Origin of the sequence: Streptomyces sp. NPDC006012 (assembly GCF_042871185.1) — a bacterium.
Taxonomy (GTDB): Bacteria; Actinomycetota; Actinomycetes; order Streptomycetales; family Streptomycetaceae; genus Streptomyces.
The window spans coordinates 159,316-182,545 of sequence record NZ_JBIAIE010000017.1; the positions used below are offsets into that span (position 1 = coordinate 159,316).

Consider the following 23,230-nt stretch of genomic DNA (forward strand, 5'->3'; position numbering starts at 1 on the left):
TCGTGGCACACGCCGAGACCGCTGCCGGGCGCCGTCCCCTGGCCCTCGTCTACCGCGGGCGGGCCTCGCTGCCCGGCTGCCCCGAGGCGGTCGCCGGGCTGCTCTCCCGCGGCCCGTGGCAGTTCGACGTGCGCTTCACCGGTCCGCGCGAGGAGTTCCCGCTGTCCGCCGAGTCCCTCTCGCACGCGTCGGTGTACGCCCAGCCCGGCGGCGGCACGCTCCTCCCCGCCTACCTCAGGCTTCGCCGACGGCGGCGGGCGATCCGTGACTTCGTCCAGGCCGGCGGGCGCTACCTGGGCTTCTGCCTCGGTGGCTACCTGGCAGGTGCCACCCCGGGTTTCGGACTGCTGCCCGGCGACACCGACCAGTACATCTCCACCGCGGGTGCCACCGTCCGGGACGACGGCGACACGCTGATCGAGGTGGCCTGGCGGGGACGCCCCCGCACCCTGTACTTCCAGGACGGCCCGGTCTTCGTCCTCGACGAGCACGCCGACGCCTTGGTCCTCGCCACCTACGCCGACGGCAGCCCCGCCGCCCTCGTCGCCCCGTTCGGGGCCGGCCGGGTGGCGGTCACCGGCCCCCATCCGGAAGCCACGGACGGCTGGTACGCCACCCAGGGCCTGCCCGTGCAGCACACCCTCGACCTGGCCATGGACCTGGTGGAAGAGGCGATGCGGACATGAGGCCGCCGTGAGCCCGCCGCCGGTCCTGCGGCTCGTCCATGCCGACCCGCGGGCCGCGCCGGCCTCCCTGGACGCAGGACGTGGAGTGCCTCCCGTCGCCCCGCGTCGTGGCGGGGCTCGTCCCCGAGTTGCACCCCGTGGGAGGGGGCCGAGCTGGCGGCCCTGCCCGCGGACGAACGGGCCCCGGCCTTCGCCCGGGTCTGGATGCGCTAGGAGGCATATCTGAAGGGTCTCGGCACGGTTCCGGCGCGGGGCCTGACCCTCGACTACGTCGGCACCGGCCCCACGCCGACCGCGGGACTGCCGGGCTGGAGGGTCGAGGACGTCGCCGTGGACGTCAGCCGCGCCGCGACGGTCGCCCCGCGCCAGTGCTGAACGACGTCTGCGGGCGGCCCGTGGCGCAGGGGTCACGGGCCGCCCGCGGATGCCGTCAGCCGAAGGGCCGTTCGGCGACGCGCGCCATGCGCACCAGGCGCTCCCGCTCGTCGAGTTCCCGGTCCGGCCGCCGCTCGGGCCCCGCACCGTTCCGCCGGACCCGGTCATGGTCGACCACGTACCGCACCCGCCCCCGGGTGACCTGCTTCAGGTCCCCGGTCCGGCATTCGTCGTCCCTGAGGTCCCTCATCGTTCCGCTCCTCGCCTGATCCGTGTCTGTCTGACAACTCCAGCCTGCGGCCCGGGTGCTGAGAGGGACCTGAGAACGGGCCGTCTCCTCAGCGTCCTCTCAGGTAACCGTCGTCACGGTTCGGAGCTACCGTGGAGACGGAGAGACTGCCATGCGACTGCTGATCATCGAGGACGAGCGCGCGCTCGCCGGGGCCATCGCCGACGGACTCGCCGCGGACGGCTTCGTAGCCGATGTCGCGTACGACGGCGCGGAGGGACTGTGGCGGGCACTCCATGACCCGTACGACGTCATCGTGCTGGATCTCATGCTCCCCTCCCTGTCGGGTTACGAGATCCTGAAGCGGCTGCGGGCGGCCCGGGTGTGGACGCCGGTGCTGATGCTCACGGCGAAGGACGGCGAGTACGACGAGGCGGACGCCCTCGATCTCGGTGCCGACGACTACCTGAGCAAGCCGTTCTCCTATGTCGTGCTCGTCGCCCGGCTCCGGGCGCTGCTGCGCCGCGGTGCGCCTGCCCGGCCCGCCGTGCTCACCGCCGGCGACCTCACCCTCGACCCCGCGCGCCGCCGCTGCCGTCGCGGCCACCGGGACATCGGCCTGACGGCCCGGGAGTTCACGCTCCTGGAATACCTGCTCCGGCATCCCGACGAAGTGATCAGCAAGACGGATCTGCTCTGCCACGTCTGGGACGAGCACTTCGACGGCGACACCAACGTCGTCGAGGTGTACGTCGGCTATCTGCGGCGCAAGATCGATGCCCCGTTCGACCGGCGGACGATCGAGACGGTCCGCGGTGCGGGTTACCGGCTGCGCGGCGGCGCGAGGTGACCGGTGGCCGCCGGCGTCCGGTCCTGGTGGGGCCGCCGGTCGCTGCGCCTGCGGCTGACCGCCGCGGCGGCGGCCGTCATGGCGGCCGGGCTGACCGGAGCGGCTCTGCTGCTCGTCGTGTGGCTGCACGCCAGCCTGATCAGCGGTCTCGACCAGACCGCGCTGCAACGCGCCCAGGTCGTCGCCGCGGACGAGAACAGCAACCGGATCCTTCCGGACGTGCCGTTCACCGGTCACCGGGAGGTCGCCGTCCAGATCGTCGACCGCACGGGCGCCGTGCGCGCCAGTTCCGCCAACCTGCGGGGCCGGCCGCGGGTGTTCACCTTTCCGCCGAGCCGGTCGGGTGTCCCGCACGCCCGCACCATCCATGACCTGCCGGTCACGGGCGGCGGGACCTGGCGTGCCGTCGGTGTCCCCGCGGGCACCCACCACAATCCCGTGATCGTGTATGTGGCCGTCCCCACCGAGAACGTCGACCGCGGCATCGCCCGGCTCGCCGCCGGTCTTGCCACCGGTGTGCCGGGGGTCGTCGCCCTGCTCACCGGCGTCGTCTGGATGCTCACCGGGCGCGCGCTGCGTCCCGTGGACGCCCTGCGCGCCCAGACGGCCGAGATCACCGCGTCCGACCTGAGCCGTCGCGTCGACGTGCCGCCCGCCGCGGACGCGCTCGGCCGGCTGGCCGCCACCTTCAACGACCTGCTCGCGCGGCTGGACACCGCGACCCGGCGGCAGCGGCGGTTCGTCGCGGACGCCGCCCACGAACTGCGCAACCCGCTCAGCACCCTGCACACCGGTCTGGAGGTGGCCGCCCACCATCCCGGTTCGGTCGACGGGCAGCACCTCGCGGGCCTGGTCAGGGAGAGCGAGCGGCTCATCAGACTCGTCGACGACCTGCTCCAGCTCGCGCGGCTCGACGCCCGGCCGCGGCTGCGGACCCGCCCCGTGGACCTGGACGAGATCGTCTACGCCGAGGTGCGCGACGCCCGCGGGCGCAGCCCGCTGGTGATCGACCGGCACGCCGTGGGCGCGGCACGGGTGACGGGCGACGGGGACGCACTCACCCGGGTCGTACGCAATCTCCTGGACAACGCCTTGCACTACGCGACCACACGTGTCGACGTCACCCTCAACGCCCGCGACGACAGCGCGAACCTGGTCGTCGCCGACGACGGTCCCGGCATACCGGAGGCCGACCGTGAGCGCGTCTTCGGGCGTTTCACCCGCCTCGACCGCGCCCGTGCCCGGGACACCGGGGGCGCCGGTCTGGGCCTCGCCATCGTCCGCGACATCGTCACGGCGCACCACGGCAGCGTCCGCGTCGAGGACAACCGGCCCGGCGCGCGGATGGTCGTCCGGCTGCCGCTGGAGAACCGGTGACGCCGACATACGACGCCGGCCTCGGGACGAGGCCCCGGGCGGGGCGTCGGCCGGGCGCGGGCCGGAGAAGGGCCGCGCGGGCGCCGGCACCCGGGGCGCCTCCGCCGGATGCGCCGAAACGGCACGTCAGGGACCGCTCCTCACCCCTCGCCGCGTCCGGTGGGGGACACGGTCCCCGTCACAGGTCCCACCGCACCCACAGGGCGGCTGGTTTGCGGAAGACCAGGCCGCGGACGGCCGCCGGGCGGTCCGGGTCGGCGCGCAGGCCGTCGAGGCGGTCGAGGCAGGAGCGGAGTGCGATGCGGGTCTCCAGCCGGGCGAGGTGGGCGCCCAGGCAGTAGTGCGGGCCGTGGGCGAAGGCGAGTTGCTGCCGGGAGTTGGGGCGGCGCAGGTCGAAGCGGTCGGGTTCGGGGAAGGCGGCCGGGTCGCGGCCCGCGGCCGCGAGGGAGACCGTGACCAGGTCGCCGGCGCGGATGTCCGCGTCCGCCAGCCGCACGTCCCGGGTGGCGTACCGGTCGACCACGGCGGCGGCGGGTTCGAGCCGCAGGGACTCCTCGATCGCGTTGTCCAGCAGGTCCGGCTCCGCGCGCAGCTCCGAAAGCTGCTGTGGCGAGTGCAGCAGGTGGAACAGGAGGTTGGTGATCATCCCCTCGGTCGTCTCGATCCCGCCGAAGAGGAGGATGGCCGCGTTGGCGGACAGGTCCGGCAGCTCCAGTTTCCGGGCGGCGGTGACCAGCAGGGAGTGGGGCGATCCCGCGTCCACCGTGCCGGCGACGGCGCCGCGCAGTGCCGCATAGGCGGCGGGTCCGTCGTCGCCGGCCGGGCGGCCCTCGGTCAGTTCGTGCACGGAGCGGACGATGGCCTCGTACCAGCGCAGCACCTGGGGAACGGGGACGCCCTCCAGGCCGAGCGCCTGTGCCATCACCGTGGCGGCCAGGGGGCCGGCGAATTCGCGCCGCAGCTCGGCCGATCCGCGGCCTTCGAGGCCGTCAAGCAGCCGGTCCGTCTCGTGCTGTGCGCTGTCGGCGAAGGAGTCGCGGACCGCGCCGGGACGGAAGCGGTCGGTGAAGGGTTCGCGGTGCCGGGTGTGTTCGGGCCCGTCGACGGAGAGCATGCTGGCGCCGGTGACCTGCGCGGTCGTGAACCGGGGGTCGTCCACGGTGAACGTCTCGGCGTCCCGCATCACGGCGAGCGCCAGGGCCCGGGAGGTGATCACCCACCCGCCGAGAGCCGGCAGCCACGTCACCGGGGCGGTGTCCCTGAGCCGGGCCAGGTGAGGGTGCGGGTTCTCGGCCAGCTGAGTGAGCGTGATCATGCATTCAGCGTAGAACAAGGCGGCGGACGTCTCCTGTGGGCACATGTGCCGACCGCGGACGGACGGTCCTTCGCCACATGTGCCGGAAGGACCGGCGGGGCCGTGTGCGTTTTCCGGAGATCTCAAGTCTCCCTGGACGTTGGACTGTTGGCCGCTCACGTGATGTCCGCCACGTGACCGACACTCGGGGAGACGTACATGCCTGCAGACGCCCTCGGCCCCGACCCGGCCGAGCTGAGAAGTAAGATCGACACCACGAAGGCGCACCCCGCGCGCGTGTACGACGTCCTCCTCGGCGGCAAGGACAACTACCCCGTCGACCGGGAGGCCGCGGCCGCCGCTCTGGCGCACCGGCCCCGTGCCTTCCTCACCGCCCGGCACAACCGCGACTTCCTGCGGCGTGCGGTGACCACGCTGGTCGCGGAGGAGGGCGTGCAGCAGTTCCTGGACATCGGCACCGGACTGCCGACCCAGGAGAACGTGCACGACCTCGCCCAGCGGATCGCGCCGACGTCACGGGTCGTCTACACCGACAACGACCCGATCGTGCTCGCGCACGCCCGCGCCCTGCTGACCAGCGGCCCCGAGGGCAAGACCGACTACCTCGACGCGGACCTGCGCGACCCGGCCCGGATCCTCCACGAGGCGGCCCGCACCCTCGACTTCGGCCGGCCCGTCGCCGTCATGCTGGTCGCGGTGCTTCACTTCATCGAGGACGAGAGTGCGTACGACGTCGTCTCGCGGCTGCTGGCGGCGGTGCCGTCGGGCAGCTGGCTGGTCCTCAGCCATCTCGCCGAGGACCTCAACCCGCACACCGCCAAGGTCGTGCAGTCGTTCCGGGAACGCGGCCTGGACTTCGTACTGCGCACCAAGGACGAGGTGGAGCGGTTCTTCACCGACAACGGACTGCGGCCCGTCGCGCCCGGCATCGTGCCGGTGCACCGCTGGCGCCCGGATCACGCGGCACCGGTCCCCGCTCCCCCGCGGCCCGAGCACTTCGCCTCCCTCGACCTCATCGACCGGATCAAGTACCACGACATCAACGACGTCGCGGACGACGATGTCAGCGTCTACGCGGGGCTCGCCCGCACACCGTGACGGTGCGGCGCCCCGGTGCGGCGGGGTCCCTCACCGGTAGCAGGTGGTGAGGCCGGGGCGCCAGCGGCAGGCGATCCCGGCGAAGCCGCCGCGGGCGGCCACGTCGACGCCGTGCGTGTCGCCACCGCGCAGCACCTGCCGGTCCTGGTCCAGTCCGTAGGCGCCGTCCCGGACCGTCTCCACCAGCCACCGTCCCGGGCCGAGCGCCATCGGCACCTCGGCCGGGTGTGCGGCACCGGCGTACACGCCGCCCAGGAACCAGCGGTCGCCGCTGCGGCGGGCGAGCACCGCCTCCTGCCCGGGCCGCCCGGCGAGCAGCCGGGTGTCGTCCCAGGCGGCGGGGACCTGCTCCAGGAAGTCCCGGGCGAGCGGGCGGGCGTCGTAGGACTCGGGGGTGCCCGCGAACATCTGCAGGCCCGACTCGTAGACGACGGCGAGTCCGGCCTCCGCCGCATCCGAGTCGGGGCGCTGGCCCGTGCGCTGGAAACCGCCGGGAAGTCGATCTTGACGCCCTTGGCGCGTGCGTAAGGGTTGTCCCGTAACTGCCATCGGTAGTCCGCGCGACGGTCTACGGACGGACGCACCGCGCCAGGTCGCCGTACCTCATGCCGCTGGAGTAGAGAACTCCCTGGTGATTGCGACCCATGAACTTGATGCCTTGGGTACGCCGCTCCACATGGGTCAACCGGAGGACCTGGGTGCCCGACTCGGTCGAGAGCTCCAGGAGGTCGCCGGGCTGGAGGTCCTCGGCGAGGACATCAATTGTCATGGCGGGGATGGTACGGCTTGATCGCGAGATGGATCAGCGAAGGGTGACTGGGAGGTGCCTGAGCAGACCGGTCACAGTGGGATGATCTTGTTGTGGCTGGTGTGATCACGGCGTCGGAGCCCTCCTGGATAGTCCCGTTCAGCGGGCTGAGCCCGCGGCAGTTCGGGAAGTTGGTGACGGTGCTGCGGCGCGAGGGTGCGGACGCGGTTCGCAAAGGCCGGCCGTGGAGCCTTCCGCTGGAAGACCGGGCACTGTTGGTCGCGGCCTGCTGGCGCACGAACCTGACCATGCGCCAACTGGCCCCGCTATTCGGCGTTTCCAAGTCAGCGGCGGACCGGATCATCGATGGCCTCGGGCCGATGCTCGCCCTCCAGCCCCGCAAACGGTTCGCCAAGGACACCGTGCTCATCGTGGACGGCACCCTGGTGCCCACCCGCGATCACACCGTCGCCGAGCAGTCGAAGAACTACCGATACTCCACCAACCACCAGGTCGTCATCGACGCCGACACCCGCCTCGTTGTAGTCGTCGGCCGGCCCCTGCCTGGCAACCGCAACGACTGCAGAGCATGGGAAGAATCCGGCGCCAAGGACGCCGTCGGCACGACCACGACCATCGCCGACGGTGGCTACCCGGGCACAGGGCTGGTGACGCCCCACCGGCGCCGCAAGACCGAGGAACTGCCGGGCTGGAAACAGGCACACAACAGGTCCCACAAGCAGGTCCGCGCCCGCGTCGAGCATGTCTTCGCCCGCATGAAGACCTGGAAGATCCTCCGCGACTGCCGCCTCAGAGGCAACGGCGCCCACCACGCCATGCTCGGCATCGCTCGGATGCACAACCTCGCTCTCGCCGGATAGACCACCAGCCGAACAGCAGCCCACCATGCCCGAGGCAACTCAGAGATCATTTACGGGACAACCCTTAGTCGACGAGTTCGGGCAGCCAGCTGTCGGCCTGCCAGTCCGGGTCCGTGGTGTCCCACGCGTCGGTCTTGACGTACCAGCCCGCGCCGACGGCCTCGTAGGGCCAGTGCCGCTGTGCGGCGCAGTCGACGTACGCCTTCTGCGCGGCGAGGCTCTGACCGGCGGCGCGGCCTCCGGCGAGCCAGGTCCACAGCACCGTCCGGGGCCGGATCCAGGAGAGGATCGGTGGCCGGGTGGCGTGCGCGGACGGGGCCGGCTCACGTCAGCGGCAGCCCCCAGCGGGGCGCTTCCTCGTTCGGACGTACCGGCGCGACGGTCAGGTCGGGCCGGTCGCCCTTCGCCGTGATCAGCGCCGACTCGCCCTTGGCCAGGTCGACCTGGACGATGCCGTCGCCGGCCTCGGTGTACCGCAGCGGCCGGCCCTGCCCGTCGCGTACGTCGACCGGTCCCGCGATCCCGTGCCGTACCGCGCACGGCGCACCCGCCTCGCTGACCAGGCGCACCCAGCGGGTGGTGCCGCCCCGGCGGACCGCGCTCAGCAGGAAGGCGCCCTGGGTACGGAAGTCGTGGACGGTCAGATCGGCCCAGGCGGCGGGCAGCGCGGGGAACACCCTGACGACACCGCCCCACGACTGGCACACCATGTCGTGCAGCGACTGGGCCGCCGACAGCGGTGTCTCGATGACCGGCCCCGACTCCTTGTACATGGTGTTGGGCTGGATGAAGCGGGTCATCAGTTCGCCGAGGTATTTCAGCGCGTCCTCGCCCTTGCCGAGCAGTGCCGACATCGAGGCGGCGCCGGTGAAGGTGTAGCCCTGGAGGGCGCCCTCGAAGCCGACCCAGTGCGCCAGTGACTTCTCGATCAGGACGCGTTCGTCGGAGGTGCGGCCGGTCACCTCGTACAGCGGATAGACCGCCAGCAGGTGCGAGTAGTGGCGGTGGGACTTCGCGAAGGGGATGTCCGCGCCGATCATGAATCCGTTGGCGTCCGTCGGGTAGGCCACCCGCCTCGCCAGCACCTCGCGCCACCGGGGAGCCAGCGGGTCGTCGATGCCGAGGAGTCCGGCGGATTCGAGGAGGGTGCGGCAGCCCCAGGTCAGGAGCATCAGGTCGTAGTTGCAGTCGCGGGTGTTGCCGCCGTACTCCGGGGAGAAGGTGGCGGGCAGATGCAGTCTGCCGTCGGGGCCGGGTTCGAGGAAGTGCAGGTAGTAGTCGACCGCCTTGCGCAGCAGGGGGTAGAGGACGTCCCGCAGGATCGACTCGTCCATCGTGTGGCGGTAACTGAGCCAGACGTTGTGCAGCGCCCAGGTCAGATTGCCGACTTCGGGGGTCGGCGGGTCCTGTCCGGGGATGCCGACGCCGTAGCCGGTGAGGGTGCCGGCGGCGCCGTTGACGAGGTGGGGGTCGGTGGTGCGTGGGATGCCCAGCGAGTCGGTCCGGTACTGCGCTGCCACCTCTTTGGCGAGGTTGTCCCGGAACTCGCTCAACGCCCTGGTGACGGCGTCGAGTTCGAGGTGGTTGGAGCCGTGGATGAGCCAGTACTCCAACTGTGCGTTGAGGTTCCACCAGGTGTTGGGCCAGGGGGTGGGTTCGAGCCAGGGGCCGCTCGTCGCCATCACGGGGGCGTCGCGGCGGGCGGCGGCCGCCGCCTTGTACAGCTGGATCCAGTAGAAGCGCTGGATACGGGCGTCCGGGAGCGACAGGAAGCTCTTGCGGTAGTAGGCGTGCCACCAGGTGCGGTGGGTCGCCGCCAGGGCGGCGTAGGGAAGCCGGTCCACGGCACGGACCGCCTTGAGCGCCTGCTCCAGGGCGGTGTCCTTCGGGTACGAGTGCGCGACGTGCACGTACAGCGTGCGGGTCAGGCCCCTGGTCCGCTCCCGCCAGGCGGTGACGTGCTGGCCGCCCGCCAGCAGCGGCTGCACGGCGGCGCGCACACCGTCGTGGTCGGCCGTCTCGGCGGGCGGGTTGCCCCGGTAGCCGTCCGGCAGCGGTTTGAAGGCGGCCCGCGGGCTGATGGCCTCGGCCGGGTGGAACACCCAGCGGAAGCCGCGTTCGCCCTCGCTGGGTGTGACTTCCACGGCGAGGATCGAGCGGTCGTTGTGGACCAGGGCGCGCAGGGTCAGGGTGCCCCGGTCGGTGGTGAGGGTGCCGGTCAGTTCGGCGTCGTGCAGCGAGAGCCGCCAGCCGAGGCCGGTGATCGCGCCGACCGGTTCCAGGGTGAAGTGCCCGATCGGCAGCCGGGCCAGACCGAAGAGGGAGCCGAATTCGGGGCGGTGGTCCTGGACCTCGGAGTGCTGGACGTTGAACCGGACCGCGGTCGACGCGGCGCCCGGCTCGGCGTAGATCCCGGAGCCGAGGTAGCCGTTGCCGAGGAACGGGCCGTCGTACCAGGTCGTCGGCATCCGCTGCCAGACCAGGTCGGCGTCGTCGAGCACGGTGCGCCACGGGTCGGCGGAGTCCGCCGCGCGCTCGGCGCGGTCGGCCGCCGTCGCCGGCGTGGGCAGGCCCGAGGCCAACAGCGCGCCGCCGAGGGCGGATCCGGTGGCGAGGACGGTACGTCTGGACGGGCTGGGCACGTTGCCTCCCGGCGGCTCGGCGATTCATCGGAGCTATCCAGCGCCGTAACGTAGAGACGTAGTAGCTGCTCGTCAATACGGCAGGAGAGATCCGATGTGTTGACGTCTGGTGAGAGATCCGCAGATCCACGCGACGGGCTCGGCCGGCCCGCCGTCCGCAGCGGCGGGTCGTCCTGCGGGACGCCGCGGCGCGCGGGAGTTTCGCGGAGCGGATGCGCTGGGCGTACGAACCGCCCGTGCTCAGCGCCCCGTCGGGACCCCTGCGGCGGAGGGCGGCGCCCTCACCCGATGGCCCGACAGCCTGTTGAAAGACCCGGTGAAGCCGACTCAGGAATCCGGCGGCACGGGGGCGGCCGGTGAGCTGCGGCAGTGCGCGGCGCCGTCCGGCCGGGTGCCGCACGAACCCCGGGTCCGTACGGCAGTCGCCATGGGGGGCACCCACATGAGTGCCCCCACAGGTGTGGTGCCCAACACCATGTCGGCGGCCGATCGGGGGCTTCTACCGTCCCCTCCGTCAGCAACTGCGCCGCCGCCGTCCACCGTGGACGTGCCTGCCCGGGCACGGACCGGACCGGTGCGGCAACACCTTCCGGGAGCCGGTCCGATGCCCACGATGCCCGCGCACTCCGCACGCCCCCGCCGCACCAGAACCCGCGCCGCGGCCACCGCCCTCTCCGTCGCAGCCCTTCTCGCCGCCGGCTGCGCCCAGGCCGGTACGGCCGGTTCCGGCTCCGCCGGTGACGGCAAGGGCACCGCACCCGTCGAGATCGGCCTCGTCTACTCCAGGACCGGTCCGCTCGCCGCCTACGGCAAGCAGTACATGGAGGGTTTCAAGGCCGGGCTCGCCTACGCCACCAAGGGCACCGGCAAGGTCGACGGCCGCCCCGTCGAGATCACCGAGCGCGATGACGCGGGTGACGCCTCGAAGGCGGTCGCCGCGGGCAAGGACCTGATCGGCAGGGGCACGAAGATCCTCGCGGGCAGCACGGACTCCGGCATCGCCCTGCAGATGGCCCCGCTGGCCGCGCAGAACAAGGTGCTGTTCATCGACGGCCCGGCCGCCACGGACGCGGTGACCGGCATCAACAAGTACACGTTCCGCTCCGGCCGCCAGTCCTACCAGGACACCCTGACCGCCGCCGCGATGCTCGGCGACGCCAAGGGCAAGAAGGTCACCGTGCTGGCCCAGGACTCCACCTTCGGCCAGGCCAACGCCGATGCCGTCAAGGCGGTGCTCGGCGGTGCGGGAGCCGATGTCTCCTCCGTGCTGGCCCCGCCCAGCGCCACCGACCTGACCCCGTTCGCCCGGCAGGTCCGGGCCGCCGGTCCCGACCTGGTCTTCGTGGCCTGGGCCGGCGCCACCGCCCCCGCGCTGTGGACCGCCCTCGACCAGCAGGGGGTGCCGGCCTCGTCGAAGGTCACCACCGGACTGGCCGGAACCGCCTCGTACCCGGTCTTCGGAGCCGGCGGGCAGAAGATCACCTTCCTGGCGCACTACTTCCCGGGCGCGGCCGGCACTCCCCAGGAGAAGGCCATGACCGAGTCGGTCGAGAAGGCCGGCGGCACCCCCGACCTGTTCACCCCGGACGGCTTCACCGCCGCGCAGATGATCGTGCACGCCGTCGAGAGCAGCGCCACCGACACCGACGCCATGGTGAAGGCCCTGGAGGGCTGGACGTTCGACGGGGTCAAGGGCAGGCAGCAGATCCGCGCCGAGGACCACGCGCTGCTCCAGCCGATGTTCCAGGCCAGGCTCAGGGGCAGCGGCAGGACCGCCGAACCCGAACTGGTCCGGACGCTGCCGCTGGCGAAGGTGGCCCCGCCCGTCCAGCCGCTGGCGGGCTGACCCGTGACCACACCGTCCCGCGGCCGCGGGCCCGCCCCCGGTACGAGCACGGCCCCCGCCGCCGTTCTCGGCCTGGAGTCCGTCGGCTGGTCCGTGGGCGGCGCCACCATCCTCTCGGACGTCTCCCTGGATGTGCGCGAAGGCGAGTTCCTTGCCTTCATCGGGCCCAACGGGGCCGGCAAGACCTCGCTGTTCAACTTGATCAGCGGGCTGGTCCCGGCCACCGCCGGCCGGGTCGTCCTGGCCGGTGCGGACATCACCGGCGAGGCCCCGTACGTCCGGGCCCGGCGCGGTCTGGGCCGCACCTTCCAGACGTCGAGCCTGTGGCCCGCGATGAGTGTCGCCGAGCATGTCCGCCTCGGCGCGCAGGCGGCGGACGGCGGCTCGTACCAAATCTGGCGGCGGGCCTCCCGCTACCGGGACCGGGTCGACGACGTGCTGGCCCGTACCGGTCTCACGCACCGCGCCGACGTGGCCGCCCGGTCCCTCTCGCACGGCGAGAAGCGGAAGCTGGAACTCGCCGTGCTGCTGGTCGCCGAGCCCCGGCTGATGCTGCTGGACGAGCCAATGGCGGGCGTCAGCGCCGAGGAAGTGCCCGCCCTGACCGAACTGATCCGCACCCTGCACCGTGAAGAGGGCCGCACCGTGCTGATGGTCGAACACCACATGGGCGTCCTGCTGGGCCTGGCCGACCGGGTCGCCGTGATGCACCACGGCACGCTGCTCGCGCTGGGCGGCCCCGAGGCCGTCACCGCCGACGCCACCGTCCAACAGGCGTACCTCGGGGAGGGCCTGTGAGTCCCGACCGGAGCGCCCGGGCCGTCTCCGCCGCCCGTCCCGGCCCGGACGGCGGGCCGCTGCTGGCCGTGCGCGGCCTGCGGGTCCTGATCGGCGGCCGGCACATCCTGCACGGCGTCGACCTCGACGTCGCCGGGCAGGGGGTCACCGCCCTGCTCGGCCGCAACGGCGCGGGCAAGACCACCACCGTGCGCGGTGTGCTCGGTCTGGTGCCGCGCACCGGCAGCGTGCTGCTGGACGGCGAGGAGACCGTGGGCCTGCCCACGCACACCCTGGTGCGCCGCGGCATCGGCTACGCCCCCGAGGACCGGTGCGTCTTCGCCGGGCTGACCGTCGCGGAGAACCTGCGGCTGGCGGAACGCGCCGACGGCGCACCGGACTACGCCCTCGTCCACGAACTGTTCCCCGAACTGCTCCAGCGGGCCGGGCAGGCGGCCGGCACGCTGTCCGGCGGCCAGCAGCAGATGGTGGCCATCAGCCGCACCCTCCTCAACGGCAACCGGCTGATCATCGCGGACGAGCCGACCAAGGGCCTCGCGCCGAAGGTCGTCACCGAGGTCGCGCGGGTACTTGAGCGCGCCGCCGAGGCCGTCCCGGTGCTGCTCGTGGAGCAGAACCTCGCCGTGGTCCGCCGGCTCGCCGCGCACTGCGCGGTGCTCGCCGACGGCCGTACCGCCCATCAGGGGCCCGCCGCCGACCTGCTCGGCGATCCGGATGCCACCCGCCGCCTGCTCGGCGTAGGCCGCGCGGCCGTCCCCGCGCACCCCGTCGCCCCTGCCGTCCCTGTCCCGCCGGCCGCCGGGCCCAGGCCCGCGGTGCGGCGGTCCGACCGTACGGAGGCCGACACCTGATGGACACCGTCGTCCTGCTCGCCCTGACCGGACTCGGTCTCGGCGCGCTGTACTTCCTCGTCGCCTCCGGGCTCTCGCTGATCTTCGGCCTGATGGACGTGCTCAACTTCGCGCACGGCGCGCTGCTGTCCATCGGCGCCTACGCCACCTGGTGGGCCGCCTCCGGCAACCTGCCCGGCGCGGGTTTCGGCGGCTTCGGTTTCGTGCTCGCCGTCGTGTTCGGGGTGGTCGCCGGGACCTGCGCGGCGGTCCTGCTCGAACTGGCCGTCGTCCGGCCGCTGTACACCCGGCCGCGCGAGCAGGTGCTCGCCACGGTCGGTGTCTCCCTGGCCGTGCCCGCGCTGCTGTCGGGCATCTGGGGCACCGACGCCCTGGCCTTCCCCGGTCCGAAGGCACTGGAGGGCACGGTCGGTCTGCTCGGCGCGCGGGTCCCGGCCGACCGGTTCGTGCTGATCGCCGGGGCGGTCCTGGTCTGGGCGGGTCTGAAGCTGTTCCTCGACCGAACCCGGCACGGACTGGTGGTCCGCGCGGGCGTCGAGAACCGGGCCATGGTGACCGCGCTGGGCATCGACGTCCGCACGGCGTTCACGCTGGTCTTCGCGATCGGCGGGGCCGCCGCCGCGCTCGGCGGTGCGCTCGGCGGCCTGTACTTCGGCTCGGTCGACCCCCGCCAGGGCACCTCGCTGCTGATCTTCGCGTTCGTGGTCGTCGTGACGGGCGGCATGGGCTCGGTGACCGGCGCGGCCGTCGCGTCCGTCGTCATCGGCCTCGTCCAGCAGTTCGCCAACTACTACACCGCCGCCGGACTCGGCGACCTCGCCGTCGTCGTCCTGCTCGCCGCCCTGCTGCTGGTGCGTCCGCGCGGTCTCACCGGGAGGCTCGCATGAGCACCGTCAGCGACACCGGCGCCCGGCTCGCCACCCGCCCGGAGCGGTCCGCCGCCCGTCGCCTGCTGCGCTGGTGGCCCGTAGGCCTGTTCGCCCTGCTGTTCGTGCTGCCGTACAGCGCCGTCGAGGTCCCCGGCCTGCTGGACGGGCCCGTCGGCAGCGCCGGCAGCCTGCAACTGCTCGCGCTGTGCCTGCTGTACGGCGCGCTGGCGACCGGCTACGACCTGCTGCTGGGCCGCACCGGCCTGTTGTCCTTCGGGCACGCGCTGTACTTCGCCACGGGCAGCTACGCCACCAACACGATGATGCAGGAGGCGGGCCTGCCGTTCGGCCTGTCCGCCGTGCTCGGCCTGGCCTTCGGCACCGCCCTCGCCCTGCTGCTCGGCTCGGTGAGCCTGCGGGTCACCGGTATCGGCTTCTCGATGGTGACGCTGGCGTTCGCGCAGGCCGCCGCCATCCTGGTCAGCCGCGATCGGGGGGGTTTCACGGGCGGTGAGGAGGGCCGTGCGGTCGCCGCCGGCCTGCTGCCTGCCGGGCTCGTCGGCATCGAGCACACGGCCACCCTGTACTGGATCACGCTCGCGTTCCTCGTCCTCACCCTCGCGGTGGTGCACTGGACCACCCACTCGCCGACCGGCCGGGTCTGGGAGGGCATCAAGGAGAACGAGCGCCGCGTCGAGGTGCTGGGGCTGCGCCCGTACGGGTTCAAACTGGTGGCCTTCACCGTGGCGAGCGGCCTGGCCGCGCTGGGCGGCATCGTGCATCTGCTGCTGACCGGCGGCTCCACCCCGCACACCACCAGCTCGGAGTTCACGCTGTCGCTGCTGGTGATGGTCGTCCTCGGCGGCTCGGGCACCCGGTGGGGCCCGATGCTGGGCGGCATCCTGTACACCTGGGCCGACCAGCGCCTCGGCGACCTGGCGGGCTCGGCGGCCGTCGCCGGTCTGCCCGCCGTGCTGCGGGTGCCGCTCAGTCAGCCGCTGTTCCTGCTGGGCGTACTGTTCGTGGTCGTCGTGGGCGTCCTGCCCGGCGGACTGGCCGCCCTGCCGGGCCGTGTCCGCGCCGCCCGCCGTGGCAGGGGGGCCGCGGACGGCGGGGATCGCGAGGGAGAATCGGCCCAGGCCGGGTCCGGACCCGGCACCGACGACCCCTCGGCTGCTCCCGCCGTCCCGCCTTCCGTTGCCCCGCCCGCTTCCGCCGATGCCGACGTCAAGGAAAGGCAATCGTCGTGACCACCGCCGACACCGAGCCCGCCGGCGCCCCGGCCGGCCCCGAACCGCTGCCCTTCGAGGAACTGCGCGTCCCCGTCCCCGGCGGCGACCTGGCCGTGCTGTGCTGGGCCGCGGCCGATCCCGGGGCGCCCACCGTGCTCGCCCTGCACGGCATCACGGCCAACGGCCTGTGCTGGGGAGCGGTCGCCCGCCGGCTCGCGGGCCGCGTCACGCTCGTCGCGCCCGACCTGCGGGGGCGCGCGGGCAGCGCGGGCCTGCCGGGGCCGTACGGGATCGCCGCGCACGCCGACGACGCCGCGGTGGTCGCCGCGTCGCTGGGGCTGGCACGGCCGGTGCTGGCCGGGCACTCGATGGGCGCGTTCACGGCGGCGCTGGCGGCCGTCCGCCATCCCGAGCGCTTCGGCCCCCTGCTGCTCGTGGACGGCGGCATCGGGTTCCCGGCGCCCACCCACCTGTCCCCGGACGAACTGATGACCGCGGTCATCGGACCGGCCATGGACCGGCTGTCCATGGTCTTTCCCGACCGGGCCGCCTACCGCGCGTTCTGGCGGGTGCACCCCGCGTTCGCGGACCGGTGGACCTCGGAGGTCGACGCGTACATCCAGCGTGACCTGGTGGGCGAGGAGCCGGAACTGCGGTCCTCGTGCCGTCTGGAGGCCGTCCGCACCGACGGCGTCGGCCTGTTCGACGAGGGTGTGCTGGCCGCCGTGCGTCACCTGCCCGGCCCCGCCACCCTGCTGTGGGCGGACCGCGGCCTGATGGACGAGCCGCAGGGGCTGTACGACGAGGAACGCCTCGCCCGTGCCGCCCTCGACGGCACCGGCGTGACACCCCTGCGCGCTGCGGACACCAACCACTACACGGTGCTCACCGGTGAGGAGGGCGCGGCGCTCGTCGCCGATCTGCTGCTGAAGGCAGCCGCAAGGGCCACCGGCTGACCGCCGTACCGCGGGCGCGGGCCGGTGCGGACTGGCGCGGGCCGCGGCCCGGGCGCGGCCGGGCGACGGAGGACGGAGGGTGGGCCCCGGTTCGCCGCCGGCCGGGGGACCAGCCGGAACACCTGAGGACCGTGCCCCTTCGTGACAGGCCGGTGTCAGCCGGTCAATTCCCTTAATCTGAGCGCCAGTTGCAGCTCAAGCGCGCGGTCGGGGTGGTTCCAGTCCGCGCCGAGCAACACCTCGATGCGGTCCAGCCGCTGCACGACCGTGTTGACGTGCACGTGCAGTGTGTCCTTGGCCCGGGTCAGGCTGCCGCCCGCGCCGAAGTAGGCGGCGAGGGTACGGACCAGTTCGGTGCCCCGCCGGGCGTCGTACTCCACGAGCGGCCCGAGCGCGCCGCGCACGAACCCGCCCACGTCCTTGTCGTCGCCCAGCACCACACCGAGGAAGCCGAGTTCACCGGCGGACGCGCCGTCGCCGTGGCGGCCCAGCACGTGCAGGGCGCGCAGGCAGCGCACCGCCTCCGCGTGCGCGTCCGCTATCCGGGACGGCCCGCAGACCGGACCGGCCGCCGCCACCGTCACCACGGCACCCGCGAGATGCCCGAGCTGAACGGCGGCGGCGCGGGCGGACTGCCCGGGTGTGTACCGCTCCTCGGCGGCCATCAGCAGCACGACGGCCCCGGCGTGTTCGGCACCGGCGCTGCCCGCCGGGGCGCCGAAGAGGTAGCGGACGGCGGCCGAGCTGAGCCGGTCCCGGGCCGCGGGTTCGCTGGCGGCGACCAGCACCAGGTACGGCCGGCCGAGGTCGAGGCCCAGTCTGCGGCCCCGCTCGGCGAGCAGTGCCGGATTGCGGCCGGCGTCGGTCAGCAGGTCGGTGACGAGTTCGCCGCGCACCCGGTTCTCGGTCTCCGCGACCGTGCGCCGCAGCAGCATGAGCAGGCCGGTGACGACGCCCGCGCGTTCGAACATCCGCCGGTCGGCGTCCTCCAGCGCACGGCGCCGGTGCAGCACCATGATGGCGAGCAGTTCGGGCCCGGCCAGCACCGCGCAGATCCACCGCCCGGAGCGGACCACCGCGCGGCCCGCCGTACGGGACTCCTCCGCGGCCGAGACCAGCCAGCCGGCGTCCACCGAGTCGGCGGCGAACGGCCCGCCGTCGTGCCGTACGGCGGCGAGCGGCCGGCCGGCCGGGTCGTGCACGGTGATCGCCCCGTCCAGCAGCCCGGCCACGGCGGCGGCCACCTCCCGTACGTCCCCGCCGCGCAGGACGAGGTCGGTGAGCCGGTCGTGCGCCTCCTCGGCCCGCTGCACGGCCGCCGCGTGCGCCCGTACGACCTTGTTGGCCTCGGCGAGTTCGGCGAGCGCGGCACGGGTGTCGTCGAGGGCGCGGGCCGTGTCGATCGCGATGGCGGCGTGTGCGGCGAGCGAGGAGAGCAGCGCCACCTCGTCGGGACTGAACGAGCGGGGGCTGCGGTCGGCCGCGAACAGCACGCCGATCACCTTGCGGTCCCCGCCGTGCACCGAGCCGAGCAGCAGCGGCACCCCCAGGATCGCGACCAGTCCCTCCTCGGACACGCCCGCGTTGATGTCACGGGTGTGGTGGAAGCGGTCGTCGGTGGGGTAGTCGGGGGTCACGTACGGGCGGGCGGTCTGCGCGACCAGACCGCCGAGGCCGTCGCCGAGTTCGATCCGGAGGTTCTGGAACACCGGGGAGACCGAGCCGTCCGTGACCCGCATGTAGGTGTCTCCGGCTTCCTCGTCCGGCAGCGTCAGATAGGCGGTGTCGGTGCCGAGCAGGATCCTGGCCCGCCGGACGATCGCCTTCAGCACCTCGTCGAGGTCACGGGAGGCGGCGAGGTCACCGGCCGTGTCGAACAGGGCGGTCAGTTCGAGTTCGCGACGGCGATGGGCGCGCAGCGAACCGCGTACCCGCAGCGCCGTGGCCACGGCCCGCTCGGTCTCCGCCAGATCGGCCCCGTCGACACCCGCGGCGCGCGCCTGGCCGGTGACCGCGCCCAGCGCCTCGGCGGGCGCTCCGGCGGCGAGGAGTTCCAGCAGGCGCCCGAGGTGCGGGGCGGCGGAGGCACCCCGCACGGCGAGGGGGTCCGGTCCGGTGAGAGGGCCCGGTCCGCCGAGGGCGGGAGGCGCGGGTTCGGCGGTGCGGGTCCGCGGGGTCGGCGGCGCGACGACGAGCCGCCCTTCGCCGCCCGGTGCGTTGCTCGCGTCCATCGCCGCCTCCCGTGTCGTCGTCGCAGCCCGTTCCCCGCCGGTGCGCCACCCTGCCAGTCCGGCCCCTCCACGTCACCCCCGTGAACTGCCGTTTCCACTTCTGCCGGGCCACGAGCCCGACCGGACCCGGAGGGGCCCGGCGAGACACCCCGGCCGGCCGGTGGCCCCCGGGTCCGGCGGCCCACGCTCGTCGCGGGAGCCGCGAGCGGCGTCGGACACCCACCGGGCGAGGACGGTGGACCGAGGGACGCACCGGACGGCTCGGGGTGTCCCTCCAGGTGCCGGCCGCCGTACACGGCGTGCTCTCCATGGCCGTCACCGTAGGGATGCAGGCCGGACCGCTCACATGTGGGCGGCCCCCACAGTGTCCGGCCCCGCAGTGATGTCCGGCACCATGGGCCCACGGTGCACGGCGCCCGCACATTCGGGCGGTGCAGTGGGGAAGACGGCCGGGCGCGGAGGCCGGGCGCGTGCCGTCGGACACGGGATCCGGACAACGGCCCGGGCCCACACTTCCCGGGGCACCGGATGGCGACCGAACATATGTCCGCGACCGCTGCGCCGCGCCTAACGTCCTTGCTCGGCAAGCGGCCGGCGGCCCATTCCCGGGCCGCCCGGCCACCGGTCCGGGCGGGACCTCGGACGTGGTGGCCCGCCTGTCGCACCGACCGCCCAGAGCCGCGCGGACGGGTCCCTCCCCCGGCCACCGTGCGGTTCGCGCACCCCGGAGGTTTTACCGTGCCCCCCACCCTCCTCGGCCGACTGGCTCGGCTGGTCGGACGGTTCGCCCTGTCCGGCCTGCTCGCCGCGGCAGCCGGAACCGCAGTGCTGGCCCAACCCGCTGCCGCCGCGGGCGGGTTGACGCCCGTCACCGGGTTCGGTGCCAATCCCGGCAATCTGTCGATGTACACGTACGTCCCGGCCGGGCTGCCCGCCGGCGCCCCGCTCGTGGTCGCGTTGCACGGCTGCGGCCAGACCGCCAACGACTACTACACCAACTCCGGTTGGCCGAAATTCGCCGACGAGTACGGCTTCGCCGTGGTGTTCCCGCAGACCAGCTCGGCGAACAACGCCCTGTCCTGTTTCACCTGGTTCGATCCGGCCGACTCCACGCGCGGCAAGGGCGAGTCGGCTTCCGTCGCGCAGATGGTCGCCAAGGCCGAATCGCTGTACGGATCGGACACGCGGCGCGTGTTCGTGACCGGGCTGTCGGCGGGCGGCGGCATGGCGGCGGATCTGCTCGCCGCGTATCCGGACGTGTTCGCGGGCGGCTCGGTCGACTCCGGGCTGCCCGCGCAGTGCGCGACGAGCCAGCTCGGCGCGTCCGGCTGCCAGTTCGGCAGCGTCGACCTCACCCCGGCGCAGTGGGGCGACAAGGTCCGCGCCCAGTACCCGGGGTACGCCGGCCCGTGGCCACGCGTCGCGGTCTGGCAGGGCACCTCGGACTACACGGTCTACCCCGTCAACGCCACCGAGTTGCGCGACCAGTGGACCAACGTCCACGGTCTCTCCCAGACCCCCTCCAGCACCGTGAGTCTGCCCGGCAGCACCACGATGACCAGCTACAACGACAGTTCCGGACAGGCCGCCGTGCAGCTCTACCAGATCAGCGGCATGGGCCACGGCCTCGCGGTGGACCCGGGCTCCGGCGCTCAGCAGTGCGGCACGACGGCGGCGTACTTCCTCGACACGATCTGCTCCAGCTATTACACGGCGCAGTTCTGGGGGCTCGACCGGAGCGGCGGCACCGACCCGGGCGGGGAGCAGCTCCCGGCGCCGGCCGGCCTCGCCGCGGGCACCGTCACCGACACCTCGATCGCCCTGAGCTGGTCCCCGGTGCAGGGTGCGGCGTCCTACCGCGTCCACCGGAACGGCGCACAGGCCGGCACGCCGGCCGGCCCCGCGTTCACGGACACCGCCCTGGCCCCGGCCACGTCGTACACGTACACGGTCGCGGCGGTCGGCTCCGACGGCACGGTCGGCAAAACCTCCTCCCCCGTCACGGCGGCCACCACCGGCTCCGTCCCGGTCTGCACGACAGCGAGCAACTACGCCCATGTCGCCGCGGGACGGGCCCACACCAGCGGCGGCTACACGTACGCCAACGGATCCGACCAGAACATGGGTCTGTACAACGTGTTCACCACCCACACCCTGAAGGAGACGTCCGCCGGTTACTACGTCCTCGCCGACGCCGGCTGCTGACCCGCCCGCCGGGCCGGCCGCCGGTGGTTCCGGGGCAACCCTCCGGGGCCGGCCCCGAGGGGCGGCACTCCGCGAAGTCCGGTGGCCGAAAGAGGTCCACGGCCCGGCCGGTACGGCGGGACCGTGGACCCGGGCCACCGGATCAGCAGGTGATGCTGCCCTTGCGCAGGGCGTGGCCGCTGTCGTTGGCGTCGTCGGCCCAGTAGACGGGTTTGGAACCGCCGACGCATTCGCCGGCCCCGGCCACCGAGAAGCCTTCGTTGTTGATGTCGGGCATGCCGCTGGGACGGTTGTAGACCGCGGTGGTGGCGAACACTCCGGAGGCATCGACCTGCATCGTCGTGTGCCGGCCGTGGCAGGTGTCGTCGCAGACCACCCAGAGGCGGGAAGCCTGCGGCTCCCACTGCAGTTCCATGACGCCGGCCAGGCCGGTGCCGATGGACGCGACGCGGGTGAACGTGCCCGTGTCCTGGAGCACATAGCCGTACACCGTGCCGGTGCCTTCGACACCGACGAAGAACACGCCGCCGCTGTGGGAGCCGTAGCGGCTCGGAGCGTAGGCCGCTCCGGTCGACGCGTCCTTGAAGCCGGCGCCGGTCAGATAGCCGTCGGGGACCCAGGTGATCCCCTCGAAGCCGAGGTTGGCGCCCACGGGCGGCAGATCCGGGGTCAGGTTCCACTCCTTGGCGGCCGTCAGGGTGCCGGCGCCGCCGCTCGCGTCGTACCGGAGTACGGACAGCCGGCTGGTCCCGGAGGCATCGCCGTTGCGCTCGCTCGCGACGAACACCCCGCCCGCGGCGCCGGCGCCGGTGAGGGTGACGCCCTCGCTGTCAGGGGTGCCGGAGCCGCTGGGGAAGCGGAGTGTCTTGCCGGAGGTCCAGCCGTTCGCGGTGTCCGGCTGCCAGCCGCCGGAGCCGTTGGGCACCAGCCTCCAGAGCTTGCCGGAGTTCTGCGCGCCCCACAGCACGCCGTCCTCCTGGAAGAGGCCGCTGAGGTCCTCGCCGAAGACGTTGGAGGCGTCGGCGGTCGTGACGGAGCCACTGCCGGGCCAGGCCACCGGCGAAGTGCTGCCGCCGCCGTCGGAGCCGCCGTCGCAGGTGTTCGCGGCGCCCAGGGACAGCGGGGCCGCCCGGAAGTCACCGGTGCCGTCGGGGCAGCGCGACCAGGAGGGGGCGGAGTGCTCGCTCCAGCCGAAGCCGTCGACGAGGGTGGCGCCGTCGGGAAGGTACAGACGCGCCTGGTCCTTGGAGCCGAGCCCGAACTGACCGTGCACGTCGAAGGCCCGGAATCCGCCCGCGGCCAGCGTGGTGCCCGAGGCGATCCGGTACTTCGAGCCGTCGTTGTCGTCCTTGAGGATCCAGCCCGAGACATCGACGGCGGACGTGCCCGTGTTGTAGAGCTCGACCGAGTCGTCGACGTCTCCGGTGGTCACCACCTCGTTGATCCGTACGTCGTCGGCCGGGGCCGCCTGAGCGGGCGCCGCCGTGAGTGCGCCGGCGGCCAGCGCGGGGCCGGCCACGGCGGCGAGCAGGAGGGCAAGGCGACGGCGCCACCCGGGCGCGCGTACTTCGGTCACGGTGTCCGTCCTCAGGAGCGTGGTGACAGGGCGGCAGGACGCTTCCCGCTCCGGCCGAACAGCCGTCTTCCGGTGAGTGGTTGCCGGATGAACGGCCGCCGAACCGGGGTGCGACTGCAAGCAAGTGTGCCCAGCGGGTGGACGACGACACCGGGCGAACCGGTCCGGCTCGGTGACCTCCAGGACATCCATACGGGAGGTGTCGGTCGCTTTTCGTTCCAGGAACGTTCAACCGACGGTCTATGTACAGGTTGCGTGAGGTCCTTAGGGTGCCTGAGGTTTTCGAAAGAAGGGGCACATGGACACACCCTTGGCGATCCGGGCGCGCGGCATCGCGAAACATTTCGGGGAAGTGGTCGCGCTCGATGGCGTGGACCTGGATGTGGCGCAGGGTCAGATCCATGGTCTGGTCGGGCCGAACGGTGCGGGCAAGACGACGCTGCTCGGTCTGCTGCTGGGTCTGTC

At 73.1% G+C, this 23,230-nt stretch carries 19 protein-coding genes and 2 pseudogenes; 13 read left to right on the forward strand and 8 right to left on the reverse strand.

Annotation, left to right across the window (positions count from 1 at the left end):
* The first annotated feature begins 2 nt into the window (after positions 1-2).
* Positions 3-686 carry a BPL-N domain-containing protein gene (locus tag ACFYPJ_RS26270; RefSeq protein ID WP_389021868.1) on the forward strand — a complete coding sequence of 228 codons (684 nt, stop codon included), beginning with the start codon at positions 3-5 and terminating at the stop codon, positions 684-686.
* A 430-nt stretch (positions 687-1,116) separates the two neighbouring features.
* On the opposite strand, the gene ACFYPJ_RS26275 is transcribed toward ACFYPJ_RS26270, so the two are convergent.
* Positions 1,117-1,311, reverse strand: a complete 195-nt coding sequence (locus ACFYPJ_RS26275; protein ID WP_389021871.1) for a hypothetical protein — start codon at positions 1,309-1,311, stop codon at positions 1,117-1,119.
* 151 nt (positions 1,312-1,462) lie between these two features.
* Here ACFYPJ_RS26275 and ACFYPJ_RS26280 point away from each other — a divergent pair, with 151 nt between their 5' ends.
* On the forward strand, positions 1,463-2,140 hold the full coding sequence (locus ACFYPJ_RS26280; protein WP_389021874.1) for a response regulator transcription factor: 678 nt from the start codon (positions 1,463-1,465) through the stop codon (positions 2,138-2,140).
* Between the two features lie 3 nt (positions 2,141-2,143).
* Positions 2,144-3,517, forward strand: coding sequence for a sensor histidine kinase (locus ACFYPJ_RS26285; RefSeq protein ID WP_389021877.1), 1,374 nt, complete (start codon positions 2,144-2,146; stop codon positions 3,515-3,517).
* Between the two features lie 178 nt (positions 3,518-3,695).
* On the opposite strand, the gene ACFYPJ_RS26290 is transcribed toward ACFYPJ_RS26285, so the two are convergent.
* Positions 3,696-4,832 (reverse strand): cytochrome P450, encoded by a 1,137-nt coding sequence (locus ACFYPJ_RS26290; protein ID WP_389021879.1) that lies wholly within the window; start codon positions 4,830-4,832, stop codon positions 3,696-3,698.
* A 198-nt stretch (positions 4,833-5,030) separates the two neighbouring features.
* On the opposite strand from ACFYPJ_RS26290, the gene ACFYPJ_RS26295 reads away from it, so the two are divergent.
* Positions 5,031-5,930 (forward strand): SAM-dependent methyltransferase, encoded by a 900-nt coding sequence (locus tag ACFYPJ_RS26295; protein ID WP_389021882.1) that lies wholly within the window; start codon positions 5,031-5,033, stop codon positions 5,928-5,930.
* 30 nt (positions 5,931-5,960) lie between these two features.
* On the opposite strand, the pseudogene ACFYPJ_RS26300 reads toward ACFYPJ_RS26295, so the two are convergent.
* Both ACFYPJ_RS26300 and ACFYPJ_RS26305 read right to left on the reverse strand, forming a co-directional pair.
* Positions 5,961-6,443 (reverse strand): annotated as a pseudogene (locus ACFYPJ_RS26300) (glycoside hydrolase family 97 C-terminal domain-containing protein); the annotation flags it as partial.
* 55 nt (positions 6,444-6,498) lie between these two features.
* Positions 6,499-6,699, reverse strand: a complete 201-nt coding sequence (locus ACFYPJ_RS26305) for a hypothetical protein (protein ID WP_389021885.1) — start codon at positions 6,697-6,699, stop codon at positions 6,499-6,501.
* A 92-nt stretch (positions 6,700-6,791) separates the two neighbouring features.
* Between ACFYPJ_RS26305 and ACFYPJ_RS26310 the strand changes: the two genes are divergently transcribed.
* The gene (locus ACFYPJ_RS26310) at positions 6,792-7,559 is read left to right on the forward strand and encodes a transposase (RefSeq protein ID WP_389021888.1); all 768 of its coding nucleotides are present in this window, start codon (positions 6,792-6,794) and stop codon (positions 7,557-7,559) included.
* A gap of 70 nt (positions 7,560-7,629) precedes the next feature.
* Here ACFYPJ_RS26310 and ACFYPJ_RS26315 read toward each other — a convergent pair.
* Positions 7,630-7,845: pseudogene (locus ACFYPJ_RS26315) on the reverse strand (alpha-galactosidase); the annotation flags it as partial.
* 37 nt (positions 7,846-7,882) lie between these two features.
* Entirely contained in the window at positions 7,883-10,201 is a 2,319-nt protein-coding gene (locus ACFYPJ_RS26320; RefSeq protein WP_389021890.1) for a Tat pathway signal sequence domain protein, read from the reverse strand.
* Positions 10,202-10,814: 613 nt separating this feature from the next.
* Here ACFYPJ_RS26320 and ACFYPJ_RS26325 point away from each other — a divergent pair.
* The 6 genes from ACFYPJ_RS26325 (at position 10,815) to ACFYPJ_RS26350 (ending at position 16,753) form a co-directional block, all read left to right on the forward strand.
* On the forward strand, positions 10,815-12,047 hold the full coding sequence (locus tag ACFYPJ_RS26325) for a substrate-binding domain-containing protein (RefSeq protein WP_389021916.1): 1,233 nt from the start codon (positions 10,815-10,817) through the stop codon (positions 12,045-12,047).
* 3 nt (positions 12,048-12,050) lie between these two features.
* Positions 12,051-12,845, forward strand: coding sequence for an ABC transporter ATP-binding protein (locus ACFYPJ_RS26330; protein WP_389021893.1), 795 nt, complete (start codon positions 12,051-12,053; stop codon positions 12,843-12,845).
* 68 nt (positions 12,846-12,913) lie between these two features.
* Positions 12,914-13,696, forward strand: a complete 783-nt coding sequence (locus ACFYPJ_RS26335) for an ABC transporter ATP-binding protein (protein WP_389021918.1) — start codon at positions 12,914-12,916, stop codon at positions 13,694-13,696.
* A complete protein-coding gene (locus ACFYPJ_RS26340; protein ID WP_389021896.1) occupies positions 13,696-14,583 on the forward strand; it encodes a branched-chain amino acid ABC transporter permease in 888 nt (295 codons plus the stop codon). Before ACFYPJ_RS26335 ends, ACFYPJ_RS26340 begins: the two co-directional genes overlap by 1 nt.
* On the forward strand, positions 14,580-15,815 hold the full coding sequence (locus ACFYPJ_RS26345) for a branched-chain amino acid ABC transporter permease (RefSeq protein ID WP_389021898.1): 1,236 nt from the start codon (positions 14,580-14,582) through the stop codon (positions 15,813-15,815). The genes ACFYPJ_RS26340 and ACFYPJ_RS26345 overlap by 4 nt, the downstream gene beginning before the upstream one ends.
* Complete coding sequence (locus ACFYPJ_RS26350) at positions 15,812-16,753, forward strand: alpha/beta hydrolase (protein ID WP_389021901.1); 942 nt, start codon at positions 15,812-15,814, stop codon at positions 16,751-16,753. Before ACFYPJ_RS26345 ends, ACFYPJ_RS26350 begins: the two co-directional genes overlap by 4 nt.
* A 155-nt stretch (positions 16,754-16,908) precedes the next feature.
* On the opposite strand, the gene ACFYPJ_RS26355 is transcribed toward ACFYPJ_RS26350, so the two are convergent.
* Entirely contained in the window at positions 16,909-18,984 is a 2,076-nt protein-coding gene (locus ACFYPJ_RS26355) for a helix-turn-helix domain-containing protein (RefSeq protein ID WP_389021903.1), read from the reverse strand.
* 738 nt (positions 18,985-19,722) lie between these two features.
* Between ACFYPJ_RS26355 and ACFYPJ_RS26360 the strand changes: the two genes are divergently transcribed.
* The gene (locus ACFYPJ_RS26360; RefSeq protein ID WP_389021905.1) at positions 19,723-21,189 is read left to right on the forward strand and encodes a PHB depolymerase family esterase; all 1,467 of its coding nucleotides are present in this window, start codon (positions 19,723-19,725) and stop codon (positions 21,187-21,189) included.
* A gap of 142 nt (positions 21,190-21,331) precedes the next feature.
* Here the strand turns inward: ACFYPJ_RS26360 and ACFYPJ_RS26365 are convergent, their stop codons facing one another.
* Positions 21,332-22,765, reverse strand: coding sequence for a lamin tail domain-containing protein (locus tag ACFYPJ_RS26365; protein ID WP_389021908.1), 1,434 nt, complete (start codon positions 22,763-22,765; stop codon positions 21,332-21,334).
* A 298-nt stretch (positions 22,766-23,063) separates the two neighbouring features.
* Between ACFYPJ_RS26365 and ACFYPJ_RS26370 the strand changes: the two genes are divergently transcribed.
* The coding region (locus ACFYPJ_RS26370) for an ATP-binding cassette domain-containing protein (RefSeq protein WP_389021921.1) at positions 23,064-23,230 on the forward strand (167 nt) is incomplete at its 3' end.